Source organism: Okeania hirsuta (assembly GCF_003838195.1).
Classification (GTDB): domain Bacteria; phylum Cyanobacteriota; class Cyanobacteriia; order Cyanobacteriales; family Microcoleaceae; genus Okeania; species Okeania hirsuta.
The window spans coordinates 1-12,700 of record NZ_RCBY01000203.1 but is presented as its reverse complement, the minus strand read 5'-3'; the positions used below and the strand labels follow the sequence as shown (position 1 = coordinate 12,700).

At 36.5% G+C, this 12,700-nt stretch carries 11 protein-coding genes and 1 pseudogene; 10 read left to right on the top strand and 2 right to left on the bottom strand.

The window, feature by feature from the left end; all coding sequences use genetic code 11:
* Nucleotides 1-590 precede the first annotated feature (590 nt).
* Nucleotides 591-1,952 (top strand): ribosome biogenesis GTPase Der, encoded by a 1,362-nt coding sequence (der, locus tag D5R40_RS24815; RefSeq protein WP_124143126.1) that lies wholly within the window; start codon nt 591-593, stop codon nt 1,950-1,952.
* A 617-nt stretch (nt 1,953-2,569) separates the two neighbouring features.
* Here der and D5R40_RS41410 read toward each other — a convergent pair.
* Nucleotides 2,570-2,704, bottom strand: a complete 135-nt coding sequence (locus D5R40_RS41410; RefSeq protein ID WP_275670269.1) for a hypothetical protein — start codon at nt 2,702-2,704, stop codon at nt 2,570-2,572.
* A gap of 177 nt (nt 2,705-2,881) precedes the next feature.
* On the opposite strand from D5R40_RS41410, the gene D5R40_RS24810 reads away from it, so the two are divergent.
* The 5 genes from D5R40_RS24810 to proC all read left to right on the top strand — a co-directional run bounded on the left by D5R40_RS24810 (nt 2,882) and on the right by proC (nt 8,099).
* The gene (locus tag D5R40_RS24810) at nt 2,882-3,892 is read left to right on the top strand and encodes an energy-coupling factor transporter transmembrane component T family protein (protein WP_124155377.1); all 1,011 of its coding nucleotides are present in this window, start codon (nt 2,882-2,884) and stop codon (nt 3,890-3,892) included.
* A 361-nt stretch (nt 3,893-4,253) separates the two neighbouring features.
* Complete coding sequence (gene pipX / locus D5R40_RS24805) at nt 4,254-4,523, top strand: transcriptional coactivator PipX (protein WP_124155376.1); 270 nt, start codon at nt 4,254-4,256, stop codon at nt 4,521-4,523.
* Between the two features lie 218 nt (nt 4,524-4,741).
* Nucleotides 4,742-5,455: a YggS family pyridoxal phosphate-dependent enzyme gene (locus D5R40_RS24800; protein WP_124155375.1), complete on the top strand. Its 714-nt coding sequence runs from the start codon at nt 4,742-4,744 to the stop codon at nt 5,453-5,455.
* Nucleotides 5,456-6,186: 731 nt separating this feature from the next.
* On the top strand, nt 6,187-6,825 hold the full coding sequence (locus tag D5R40_RS24795; protein WP_192901305.1) for a cell division protein SepF: 639 nt from the start codon (nt 6,187-6,189) through the stop codon (nt 6,823-6,825).
* Nucleotides 6,826-7,280: 455 nt separating this feature from the next.
* Nucleotides 7,281-8,099, top strand: coding sequence for a pyrroline-5-carboxylate reductase (gene proC / locus D5R40_RS24790; protein WP_124155373.1), 819 nt, complete (start codon nt 7,281-7,283; stop codon nt 8,097-8,099).
* Between the two features lie 375 nt (nt 8,100-8,474).
* On the opposite strand, the gene D5R40_RS24785 is transcribed toward proC, so the two are convergent.
* Nucleotides 8,475-9,302, bottom strand: a complete 828-nt coding sequence (locus tag D5R40_RS24785; protein WP_124155372.1) for an SDR family oxidoreductase — start codon at nt 9,300-9,302, stop codon at nt 8,475-8,477.
* A 461-nt stretch (nt 9,303-9,763) separates the two neighbouring features.
* Between D5R40_RS24785 and D5R40_RS24780 the strand changes: the two genes are divergently transcribed.
* From D5R40_RS24780 to D5R40_RS24765, 4 genes and pseudogenes are all read left to right on the top strand, one after another.
* Nucleotides 9,764-10,069 carry a WGR domain-containing protein gene (locus D5R40_RS24780; protein ID WP_161565063.1) on the top strand — a complete coding sequence of 102 codons (306 nt, stop codon included), beginning with the start codon at nt 9,764-9,766 and terminating at the stop codon, nt 10,067-10,069.
* A gap of 69 nt (nt 10,070-10,138) precedes the next feature.
* On the top strand, nt 10,139-10,987 hold the full coding sequence (locus D5R40_RS24775) for a pentapeptide repeat-containing protein (protein WP_124155370.1): 849 nt from the start codon (nt 10,139-10,141) through the stop codon (nt 10,985-10,987).
* A 12-nt stretch (nt 10,988-10,999) separates the two neighbouring features.
* Nucleotides 11,000-11,083, top strand: a pseudogene (locus D5R40_RS42845) (pentapeptide repeat-containing protein); the annotation flags it as partial.
* A 671-nt stretch (nt 11,084-11,754) separates the two neighbouring features.
* Entirely contained in the window at nt 11,755-12,447 is a 693-nt protein-coding gene (locus D5R40_RS24765; RefSeq protein WP_124155369.1) for an MBL fold metallo-hydrolase, read from the top strand.
* Nucleotides 12,448-12,700 lie beyond the last annotated feature (253 nt).

Sequence of the window (12,700 nt, the reverse complement as noted above, 5' to 3'; positions counted from 1 at the left end):
TGTATTCATTAGAAGTAAGAAACAAGAAGGAAGAAGTAAGAAGGAAGAAGGAAAAGAGATTTGCCCTTGAAGTGAGAAGATAATTTTTTTTCACCACTAATAGACATCTCCAAAAATCAAAAATAAAATCAATTGAAGAAGGAAGAAGGAAAAGAGATTTACCCTTGAAGTGAGAAGATAATTTTTTTCACCACTATATAGACATCTCCAAAAATCAAAAATAAAATTAATTATCGTACAGGAATTATCAGTTATTTCCCCCTCCATACCTATTCCCTATTCCCTATTCCCTCTTTTCTGGAGATGTCTTATTAAACAGAAATGATATAAAACTTGCTTCAACAAAATTCTTGCTACAATAAAAGTTTGAAGAATTTATATAGCAATCAGAAATCAGATGTGAGAATTGAGGTGTTCCTTTAAAGCATAGAACATGGCAGTTATCTTATTAATATATATTCGTTTTTTCCCTGTTGCCAGATGAGCTGTTGCCAGATGAGCTGTTGCCTGTTGCCTATTGCCTAAAAGTCTTCAATATCTCACAACTAAAATCATATTGTTATATTTAGCTAAACTAATTAAAATTAAGTATGTCCTTACCTATAGTAGCTATTATTGGCAGACCAAATGTGGGAAAGTCCACAATAGTAAATCGCTTGGCCGAAAATCAAGATGCAATTGTCCATGACGAACCAGGAATAACTCGCGATCGTACTTACCGTAACGCATATTGGCGAGACCGAGAATTCCAAGTTGTAGATACAGGAGGCTTGATATTTGATGATAATACAGAATTTTTACCGTTAATTCGCGAACAAGCTATGGCCGCTCTTGCGGAAGCAAGTGTTGCTATTCTTGTAGTAGATGGACAAGCAGGCCCAACTGGAGGAGATGAAGAAATAGCTAGATGGCTTCGTCAACAACCTGTCCCTACCCTTCTAGCAGTTAATAAGTGCGAATCTCTGACAGAAGGATTAACCCAAGCTGCGATGTTTTGGGAATTGGGTTTAGGAGAACCTTATCCCATTTCTGGTATTCATGGCAATGGCACTGGAGAATTATTGGATGAGTTAATTACCCATTTACCACCTATTACAGAAATTCCAGAAACAAATGAGATTAGAGTAGCAATTGTTGGTCGTCCTAATGTGGGTAAATCTAGTTTATTAAACGCATTTCTTGGAGAAAATCGTGCAATTGTTAGTCCTATTTCTGGTACGACAAGAGATGCTATTGATACTGTAGTAGAACGTAATGGAAAAACTTATCGTTTGATTGATACTGCTGGTATTAGAAAAAAGAAAAATGTGGAATATGGTGCAGAATTTTTTGGTATTAATAGAGCTTTTAAAGCTATTCGTCGTACTGAAGTTGTTCTGTTTGTAATTGATGCTTTAGATGGGGTAACAGAGCAAGACCAAAAGTTGGCAGATAGAATTATTGAGGAGGGTAGAGCTTGCGTTATTGTGGTGAATAAATGGGATGCTGTGGAAAAGGATGCCTATACTATTTATACTTATGAACAAGAAGTAAGGTCGAGACTATATTTTATGGAATGGGCAGAGATGATTTTTATTAGTGCATCTACAGGAAAACGAGTAGAGAAAATTCTAGATTTAATAGATAATGCCGCTAATGAATATCAACGTAGGGTAACAACTTCAGTGATTAATGAAGTTTTAGAGGAAGCTGTTAGTTGGAATTCTCCTCCAACGACTCGTCAGGGTCGTCAAGGAAAAATTTATTATGGAACTCAAGTGACAAGTAAACCACCAACAATTGCTTTATTTGTGAATGACCCCAAGCGTTTTCCTGATAATTATCGTCGTTATATACAAAGTCAGTTTCGTCAACATTTAGGATTTACAGGAACACCAATAAGATTACTTTGGCGTGGCAAAAAAGCTAGGGAAGTAGAGCATAATACTGTTAATAGAGCAACTCGTGTTTAAGGATAATCAACAGCTATAGCGGAAGAAAGAAAAAAGAAGGAAGAAGGAAGAAGGAAGAAAGAAGAAAGAAAAGCTTGGTTTGTCTGAGTTTTAAGTTTTTGATATGTCCTAACCTTTGTTTAGACTGCTATAATTGTCAATTCAGTTATCATATCAAATCCGTTTAATTGGACATAAAAAAAATCTTCAATCGCCATAACTACGTTTATCTTTGTAATTCTTTCTCCTCCTGAGGAGGTCCGACTGACTCCTGAGGACTCCTAACTTAACCATTCTATGGCTGTTTAACCGGATTTGATATCAGTTAGCATCTTCCGAAGGAACTTTGTTAACAGTACTTCCTGTAATAGGAAAGCGAGAAGATGCATAATTTTTTTGTCAAAGTTAAAGATTAATATATTTGGCAGTTTTTTTATTTGCTAAATAATATTATGCCCGTTGAATACTTAATAAATACAATCAATATTAGAAATAGTTAATGAGAGGATATCAGGGAGGTTCAAAAAAAAGTTTTTCCAAGATAGATAATATTAAATAGGTTAATGTTTGCTACAGATAATTGATTAGGGATATAAGGAGATAGCAGAATAACTTCTATTTAATCTAAATTTGTTATTTTATATCATGTCCGGATAATTAGTGATAAAAAAACTTTTTCCTTCTTCTCCTGTTCTTCCTCTTCCCTCTTCTTTCTTCCCTCCTGACTCCTGACTCCTGACTCCTCCGTCGTTATTTATTTTATAACTGTTCAACCGGAAATCATATTACTATCTCATCTAGGTCAACTTTTTTTTCAGTTTTTGTAAAATAACTGTAGGATAATTTTTCGTATTTTAATTAATTAAAAAGACTTGATATAAAACCTACAACCTAAAACCTATGACCTAAAACCCACGACCTAAAACCTAAAACCTACCACCAAAGTAAAAATGGATTTACTACGATCGCTTCCTCTAGGACTATACTTAGAAAAACCCATAACATGGCTACATAAACTCGACCCGAGAGTTAAATTAATCTGGCTAATGAGCTTTCTAATCAGCCCAGTTTTGAGTAGTTCAATCTGGCGTTTAATATTAGTAGCTATGTTAATTTTATTAACATTTAGTGCCTCAATTCCTTTACGAGTTTGGAAACGACAAATGGGTTGGTTGCTCACATTTTGTTGTTTAGTTTTTGTCATGAGTGCAGCTATTGCCCCTGATGGACTTTCAATTAACTATCAACCCCGTCTACCAAAAGATGAACTAACCTTTGCTGAACAAACTAATAATTTACCACCAGTACCAGAAGCTAAAAATTTTTCCAATTTTTTTGGATTGGTAAAAACAGAAACTTCAGCTGAATTAACTTCTCAAACACAACAGCAAAAACTAACTGAATTACCTCAACCTACCTCTTATAGGTACGTCCTTTTTCAACAAAGACCACTGACTATAACTCGTCGTTCAGTAGATTTAGGTATTAGGATTGCCACCTTATTATTCACTGTTATTTATAGCACGAACTTATATCTTTTAACCACAGGGTCAGAAGAAATTACAGCAGGAATAGAAGACTTAATGCAACCTTTGAATAAATTAAATTTACCTGTAACAGAAATAAGTTTAACTTTAACGTTATCCTTAAGGTTTATTCCCCTAGTTTTAGAGGAAATACAAAATTTAGTTCGTTCAGTTAGAACTAGAGCAATTAACTGGAAAAAACTAGGACTGCGACAAGCTTCTCAGGTATGGTTAATAGTAGCAGAAAGACTATTAGAAAATTTGCTATTGCGAGCAGATCAAATTGCCAGTGCAATGAAAGTGCGAGGTTTTACAACTCCCGATCAACATAAAGTACAATGGCATGATCTACAGTTAAAGGTATTGGACTGGTTAGTATTGGTTACCTTAGTGTTATTCTGGTGGGTTAGGTTAGTTTGGGGAGGACAAAATTAAAACAAAATTATGTATTCTTATAGACAATTATTTATCTGGTATGGTTAATATGTTCAAAGTAAAAAAATTTCAAAAAGTGCTGTGGGATACCTAGTCACTGATTGATTTTGTTGATAATTTTAAGACAAAAATTATAGATTGATATTTGAGTTGAATATCAAATAATTATCATTGCAGAAAATATATTTTCTGGGTCTATTTACTTCTAAGAGCATTTAATAATTTACAGAAAAAAACAAAAACCTAAATTTATCTGTTAAGCTGTAAAATCTAAAATCTAAAACAATTAGGGGCTTTCAATTGACAAAGGCCACTAAGTTATTTAAAAATCCTGTCATTATCTGCTGATTTTTAAGCCTAAATGACCAACGAAACTTATATGAACCATCCTAACTTTGGCCTCTTATACAGAGTGTGCTTAGTTGAGGATCACCAAGAATTATTTACTACCCTCTATGCTCAACGCTTATTTTTTTTAGTGACAAATGGAATAGGAGGTATTAAATTTGAACCTTTAGGTCGTTCAGACGCACGTTTAATGGTGGAAATTCGCCTCCGCCAACTGCGTCGAAATGGTCAAGCAACTGAGTACCAAAAACTTCAGGCAGTTCACAAAAATACTTTTCAATAATTAAACTGTTCTCTGCTTCTACTCAAGTAAAGTAAAGTTAACTATATTGTCCGGCCTAATCTTGAAGAAGGCAGAAGGGAAAATTGCATGGGTATAGTCAACGACCGCCCACCTGCGTGTCTTATCACCCCAAGCAATTTTAAGCACTCCCGTTGACGGTGGGTTATTAAGCCCGCCACAGACAAAGATAATAAGAAATTCTCAAATCTCAAGATAAAATGGTTGAGTCAATTACTGAACGTATTACTAAAATCCGCTCTAACTTACCTGCATCAATACGCATAATTGCTGTAACTAAACAGGTATCAGTTGATGCTATTCGTACTGCTTATGCAGCAGGAATAAGAGATTTTGGAGAAAATAAAGTTCAAGAAGCAGAAGAAAAGCAAGGCCAACTACGAGATTTACCAAATATTACCTGGCATATGATTGGCCACTTGCAAGGAAATAAAGCAGCAAAAGCCTTACAGCAGTTTCAATGGATTCATTCTGTAGATAATTTAAAACTGGCCAAACGCCTTGACCGTTTAGCAGAAGAGTTATCTTGTAGTCCTAATATTTGCCTGCAAGTCAAAATTTTACCCGACCCTAATAAGTATGGGTGGAGTATACCAGAATTAATTACTGACTTATCACAGTTAAATCAATGTCAAAATCTTAAAATTAAGGGTCTAATGACTATTCCACCCCAAGGATTAGATCATGGGCAAACCTTATCAGTATTTGAGAAAACTCAGGAGTTAGCCCAGGAAATTAGCAAAAAAAATTTGTCTAATCTAAATATCCAGGAACTTTCAATGGGAATGTCAGAAGATTATAATTTAGCCATAACTGCTGGTACAACTATGGTCAGACTAGGTAGAATTCTATTTGGTGAGAGGAGGATTACACACAAGAAGGTTGAAAGCTCCTCGCCTTTAGGCAGGGGATGAAAATGACGGTTCGGGATTTATCCCGCCGAAGTGATAAAATTAAAGTTTGAGTAAGGGTTTCATCTGCACTTGGAACTGTCCTAGTACGGAGAAATCCTGGTAAATTAAGAAACAACGTTTGATACATTCAACGCAAGCAATGGCAGGATAGGGAGTGTACCATTTTGGCATAGTGATAGAACCTCCCGAAAGCTAACAATGTGAATACAAGTGAGTTTCTAGGGGCGCTTTGACTGGTCTGACCAGGATAAGTCTGGGTGACAGCTCAGAACAAGCAAGCAAGCAATATGTATTTGTCCCGTTGCGTAGCATCCGCTTAAAATGCCTGTATCTTTAAATTATCGGGGAGAAGTCATTAAATCTGAGGACTTATGATTGTCTAGAATGTGGCTGATCAATAGACCGCGACTTGAATGCGTCAATTAATTTAAAAAAGCGAGTGCGTAATTCTGAGGAGACCTCAGAATGTAAGACGCACTCAAGAGGTGCGGTAGGTTTGACCGTTAATGCCTGTGGATGAGTAACTGCCGACGGTCTCACAAGAAGCAGGAAGTAAACATCAATTCGTCACTTTTTGTGACGTGTTGTGTCAGTTTTATGAAGCAGAAGTCAAAAGGACTGATATGCTATCACATGCAACTTAAAAAGTAAAAATAGTAGTAAACTACCCACGATTAAGCTACCTTGGGACAATAGTCCGAATTTGACAGTAGCGAAGGAGTAATTTAATGGTGAATGGTCTTTTTTCCAAACTAAAAGATTTTGTAGGACTCAACGAACAAGTTGAGTACGAATATGATTACGATGAAGTGGAAGGAGAACAATATCAAAGTGTTTATCCTCCACAACAGCAACCTCCTGCTGCTATACCAGTAGCAGAAGAGGAAAATCGCAATAGTCGCCGATTAAGAAATAGGGCCACTACTGCGACAACAACGACAAGCAGCACAGGTATTACTGGAGCTGTTAAATCAGAATCTGGAATGGGATCGGTTATGAACAATGTAATTGGAATGCCTGGCGCTTTAAATGGAATGTCAGAAGTTGTGGTTATGGAACCACGAACTTTTGAAGAAATGCCTCAAGCAATTCGTGCTCTACGGGAGCGCAAGTCCGTGGTTTTAAATTTGACTATTATGGACCCAGACCAAGCTCAAAGGGCAGTGGACTTTGTAGCAGGTGGTACTTATGCTCTGGATGGTCATCAGGAACGTATCGGAGAAAGTATTTTTCTGTTTACACCAAGCTGCGTACAAGTCAGAACTCAAGCAGGTGTAATCAACGAGATGCCTCAGACTCAAACACGCCCTCGTGTGGGAACTTCTGGGTCTCAAGTTTGGCAACCAGATCAAATTCAAATGATGCAATAATAGCTGAGGAATTTTGGGTATGGGGTCACAAACAAATATAATTAGCGCTAATTATATATATCTATCTAATACCAATTCACTCTAAGGATGTCACAAATAGTCAGCAACTGAATGATGTGGAATAATAGGCTGAAATTACTGTGTAGTTAATACTTTAAGTCTATCAACTTTTACTTCGCGCCTTCTGTACGGGCGAATGGCCATTCGCCCGTGCTGACTTCTAACTTCCGTGAAACGGTATAGGAACCCATTATCAATTCCCTATTCATACATTTTAGTTGAAAAATAAGGGGTTGGTGATTTGAAGTATGATATCATATCCCTATGGGGGTGGGATAGAACTCCGTTCCGCGCTCCGCGACCAAAAAACTTTCTTCTTCTATTCCTCTTTAATTCCCTCCTGACTCCTAAGTAGTTAAGACTAATATCATGCACGCTATTCAGCAACGTGAAAAATGACAACTGCAAAGTTTGGTTTAATTGGTGGTGGGGTAATGGGTGAAGCTTTATTATCCCGACTGCTGGAACAAAAAATTTATCAACCCTCAGAAATTTTAGTTAGTGACCCGCAGCAACAAAGGCGAGATTTTTTAGCACGGGAATATGGTGTAGAGGTAACTACTGATAATCGTTTGGTGGTGACTACTACAACGGAAGCTTTGTTACTGGCGGTTAAACCTCAAATATTTGATACCATAGCATTGGAATTGGCAGACTGGCAAGTTGGTGGCGAGACTATATTGGTAATTTCAATTATGGCAGGTGTACCTCTACAAAGGTTGGAGGCAGCTTTCCCATCGCGACCTATGGTAAGAGTCATGCCTAATGCTCCAGCGACAGTGGGTGCAGGAATGAGCGCGATCGCTCCTGGTAAGCATGTTCAACCGGAACATCGGGAGTTAGCTACTCGCATTTTACGGTCAGTAGGACAGGTAGTGGAAGTTCCAGAAACTTTAATGGATGCAGTTACGGGTTTATCTGGTTCCGGACCTGGTTATGTGGCAATTTTAATTGAGTCCTTGACAGATGGGGGAGTTTGTGCTGGTTTGCCTAGAGCGATCGCTTATCAGTTAGCATTACAAACAGTTTTAGGTACGGCAGTTATGTTACAGGAGTCGGGAATGCACCCCGCACAGTTGAAAGACCGGGTAACAAGTCCTGGAGGAACAACTATTGCCGGAATTGCGGAATTAGAAAGTTTGGGTTTTCGTTCTGCTTTAATTGAAGCAGTGGTGGCGGCAACAGAAAGGTCTCAAGAATTAGGCAATAGTTAAATAGGGTTTGGGAGTAGGAGAGTAGGGGAGTAGGGGAGTAGGGGAGTAGGGGAGTAGGAGAAATATTTGGTAATGGTTGAAGATGGAACATTTTTTATACCGAATTAAACGGATTTGATATAATCCAGCATTTTAGCTGTGTCACGCCACTACTGGACTCCTGATTCCTGAGTCCTCCCTTATTAAAACACGGCGTTGGTGAAAAGAGGTATGATATTATGTCCGGATAAGAGCGCGATAGAACTCCGTTCCGTCTACGTGGCAAAAAAAACTTTCTCCTTCTACTCGGGGTTTCTTCTTCTTTCTTCCCTCCTGACTCCTGACTCCTGACTCCTAAAGAATCAAGATTAATATCATACACTAATTTACCAATGCCTAAAACACAATTTCCGGATGAACTAACTCAAAACCTTCATCCCTCAATTTTTTATTTGATACTCTAGCATTAAAAGGTCGCATTGATGAGGGAGAACCATCCCAAGAAACTTTTTCTAAACCTTGATATTTATGTAAACTATCAAGTAATTCTTTACCTTTGATTGGTACATCATTAACTAAGTTGTAAATACCCTGCAACTGTCTGTCTATAGCAAATTCTACAGCACCGACGATATCATCTAAATGAATCCAGTTTGTGACATCATCACCAGTACCAGGGCGAGTTTTGCCTCCCCACCTACTAAAAATTTTTATTAGCTCTCTACCAGGACCGTAAATTCCCCCTAAACGGAGAATACAAACTCGTTGCTGGGGAGTGGATGCAGATAATAATACTTGTTCTGTTTCGTGGAGAATTTTTCCGTTGTCAGTGGAGGGGTTAGCGGGGGAATTTTCATCTATCCATTCACCATTTTTGTCACCATAAACTGAGTAACTACCTGTGTAAATTACTTGTTGAATATTGGGAGTTTTTTTCAAGGTGGCAACTAGAGTTTGGGCAGTTTCTAAATAGGTTTGTTTGTACTCCATGCCAATATGAGAGCGAAAACCGACACTCAATAATACCATGTCTTGGTTTTGCAATACATCCTGCATCGCTTGGGGGTCATTGCCTTTCATTACTACTACTTGTGAGGTTATATTTTTTAGTTCTGAAACTTTTTCTGGAGTAGTAGTAGTCACTGTTACTTGATGACCGTTTTGACTCCACAATTTGGCAACTTTAGTGCCTACATAACCACAACCGATAATTGCTATTTTCATTCTGTTATCCAATATATTACTTACAGGACTTACGGATGAACACTAAATCAAGTGAGGGCGTTAGCGGAGCTTTGCGTTAGCAAATGCCATTCGCCTCTACATATGGCGTTTTCAAGGTTAATTTGCGTAAGTCCTGACTTACTTTTATTAAGTAGATGGGCATAAATAAACGCAATATTAGAGGGCGGGTTTTTAGAACTAGATTGCGCTTAAGTCAAGGCTTTCGGTTAAACCCGCCCCTACAATTTTTTAATGTTTAATTAGAGCTACCTACTTACTATTGTTATAATACAATATGATCGCTTTTTTTGATAGTAGTTAAAGTCTTAACTATCATTGTCATTATTTATGTGAGAATTGTATCGGTATTACTAATATTTGAGAAGTGGCATTTGCTGTAAAAAATATTTATCAAGGGGTTGAAAAGCATATAGGAGAGTATGGAGGAAAAAAATGAAGTTATGTCTATCAAAAAGGCTTCTCTTCGTTATCAAGATGAAAAGTCAGATAAGGTTTATGAAGTGGAAATAGTTTACCATGGTTGGAACAAATATCAGGTTAATTTTTCCTATGGTAGAACTGGTCGTAAGCTTAAGAGTGACACCAAGACAAAAACTCCTGTTTCTTTAAATGAGGCGGAAACAATATTTGATGAGTTAGTTAATTATAAACAGAAAAGAGGGTATAATATTTCTGATTTTCAACATATTTACTACGAATATTTATTAGAAATATCGTTGCCTGAAAGACAGAAAATTATCAATTAAATTAAGCAAAAAAAAGTCAGCAATTTTTGAAATGAGCTTAAAAAAGCAGGGTTTAATATTAGAGAATATTTGGCAGAACTTGACTTAAGTCATACTAATTTAAGTAATGCTGACTTAAAGGGTTGTAACCTTTATAAAAAAAATTTAATTGGTGCATATTTAAGGGGTGCAAAACTTCAAGGTGTTATTTTAGAAGAAAGTAAAATTGATGAAACGACACAAATTGATTCTAAATGGCGATTAGTTTGGAAATTAGTTAATTTAGGAGGAGAAAATCGGGATTTAAAGGGAGTCGATCTGAGTGATATTGAGATTAATTTTATCGACTCTGATGATGATGATTCACGGGTCAATTTAACTGGAGCTAATCTTGAATGTGCTAATTTTAGTAATTCTGGTTTATATCAATTTGATTTTACTAATGCTAATCTTAAAAATGCTAATTTAAGTGGTTCTGAACACGCTTTTTTAGCAGGTGCTTGTTTGATAGGTGGAGATTTAAGTGAGACTTGTTTTATTACGGGTTATTTTAATGATGCTGTGTGTATTAATACTAATTTTAGTGGAGCTTCTTTTTGCCATGATGATTCACATTTTAGAAATGCTAATTGTAGAGGGGCAAATTTTCAGGAAGCACATTTTACTTTAGGTGAAATGAATGGGGCAAATTTTAGTTATGCAAATTTTTTAGGTGCAACAGGTTTAGATAATTTTTTTGTTAGTGCTATTATGGAGCTACTTACAGAAGAAGTAAATTTTCAAGGTGCTAATTTTACAAATACGGATTTATCAGGAGTGGATTTTACTCAGATTAAGTTGATTAATTTAACTGGAGTAATATTTGACGGAGCGAATTTAAAAAATGCTAATTTTTCTGGTTTAAATTTAAGTAATACTTCTTTTAAAAAAGCGAATTGACAAGGAGCAAATTTAGAAATTTGTAATTTGGCTAATGCAGATTTAACTGATGCTAATCTTGAGGATGTTAACTTAAAAGGAGTGATTTTTGAATAGATTTGTCATGGGTAAAAATCTCAAAATTAATAGACATCTCCAGAAAAGAGGGAGTAGGGAGTAGGGAGTAGGGAGTAGGGAGTAGGGAGAAATAATTGATATATCTAGTGTGATAATTGATTTTATTTTTGATTTTTACCGAAAATTTTTGGTTTAAAGCCTCCCCTTTTAAGGGGATAATAAATAAAAATTTTCATGATTAGTCAATCCTCTTCTTTTCAAGGAGAGGTAATTATTAATTATTCATTATTAATTATTAATTGTTGAACAGATGTCTAATGGTATGGAAGAAAGGAAGAAGGAAGAGGGAAGAAGGAAGAAGGAAAAATCTGGCGCTGTTTGAGTTTTAAGTTTTTGATATATCCGCGCCTTTTCCTTGCACTGCTATATTTAATACCAAATTGATAAATTTTTGCTACAAATAGCTAGGGTATCTCTTAGAACTCAGAATTTCCTACCGAATGCTCCGCAAACAGAATTCAGGAGTCGTATGGGAATAGATTTAATACCATTTTTGATGTTGTAAGTTATCTTTTTCGTCAAATATACTTTCATATAAAGTATGCGTGATGGAGCTTATTATTCGTAACATTCTTTTTTCAAAATGGTATAATTAGTAGAATCGGTTTGCTGACCAAACGCCTAGAAAAAACTAGCTATAAGATCAGAAAATGTTATTTAGACAACTATTTGATCCAACAACAAGTACCTATACTTATCTGTTTGCTGACCAGGCAACTAAAACTGCTGTTTTGGTCGATCCAGTGCTTGAACAGGTGGAACGAGACTTGAAATTATTAACAGAATTAGAATTGCAACTACGCTATTGTCTGGAAACCCATATTCATGCTGACCATATTACAGGAACTGGTAAACTAAAGACTGTAACAGGATGCTTAGGTGTTGTGCCGAAAAATGCTCAGGTGACTTGTGCCGATCGCTTTCTCGAAGACAAAGAAATATTGGCAGTGGGAGAAATTCAGATTCAGGCGATCGCGACTCCTGGTCATACTGATAGTCATCTTGCTTATTTAGTAAACAACAAATACCTATTAACAGGAGACTCTCTGTTGATTAGAGGGTGCGGTCGTACAGACTTTCAAGGTGGGGATGCAGGGGTATTATATGATGTAGTTACTCAAAAGTTATTTACTCTTCCTGATGATACTTTGGTTTATCCAGGTCACGACTACAAAGGTCAGACTGTTTCTAGCATTGGCGAAGAAAAACGGTTTAACCAGCGTTTTGCAAGTCGCGATCGCCTTGATTTTATTCAACTTATGGCCAGTCTAAATTTATCCAACCCGAAAAAAATGGCAGAAGCTATTCCAGCAAATCAAAATTGTGGACAGCTTAAGAATTAGCTCTTATATCATGTTCGGTTGAATACTTATAAATAACTTAGCGAGGAGTCAGGAGTCAGGAGTCAGGAGTCAGGAGGGAAGAAAGGAGAAAAATCAAGATAATTTCAGTATTTCAAGATAATTTCAGTATTTATTCGGTATTGTCAGTTCTGAAATTTTATTTATAACTGACCCGTCCGAACATGATATTACTGATCTAATCTAAAAGCATTGACATATAAAGACAAGTGCCTTTTTGGGGTCGAAAAAAGTG

Bases quoted from the DNA above. Each gene is read 5' to 3' on its own strand.
- der (WP_124143126.1), top strand. From the start codon at position 591: ATGTCCTTACCTATAGTAGCTATTATTGGCAGACCAAATGTGGGAAAG.
- D5R40_RS24810 (WP_124155377.1), top strand. From the start codon at position 2,882: ATGGATTTACTACGATCGCTTCCTCTAGGACTATACTTAGAAAAACCC.
- pipX (WP_124155376.1), top strand. From the start codon at position 4,254: ATGACCAACGAAACTTATATGAACCATCCTAACTTTGGCCTCTTATAC.
- D5R40_RS24800 (WP_124155375.1), top strand. From the start codon at position 4,742: ATGGTTGAGTCAATTACTGAACGTATTACTAAAATCCGCTCTAACTTA.
- proC (WP_124155373.1), top strand. From the start codon at position 7,281: ATGACAACTGCAAAGTTTGGTTTAATTGGTGGTGGGGTAATGGGTGAA.
- D5R40_RS24785 (WP_124155372.1), bottom strand. From the start codon at position 9,302: ATGAAAATAGCAATTATCGGTTGTGGTTATGTAGGCACTAAAGTTGCC.
- D5R40_RS24780 (WP_161565063.1), top strand. From the start codon at position 9,764: ATGTCTATCAAAAAGGCTTCTCTTCGTTATCAAGATGAAAAGTCAGAT.
- D5R40_RS24765 (WP_124155369.1), top strand. From the start codon at position 11,755: ATGTTATTTAGACAACTATTTGATCCAACAACAAGTACCTATACTTAT.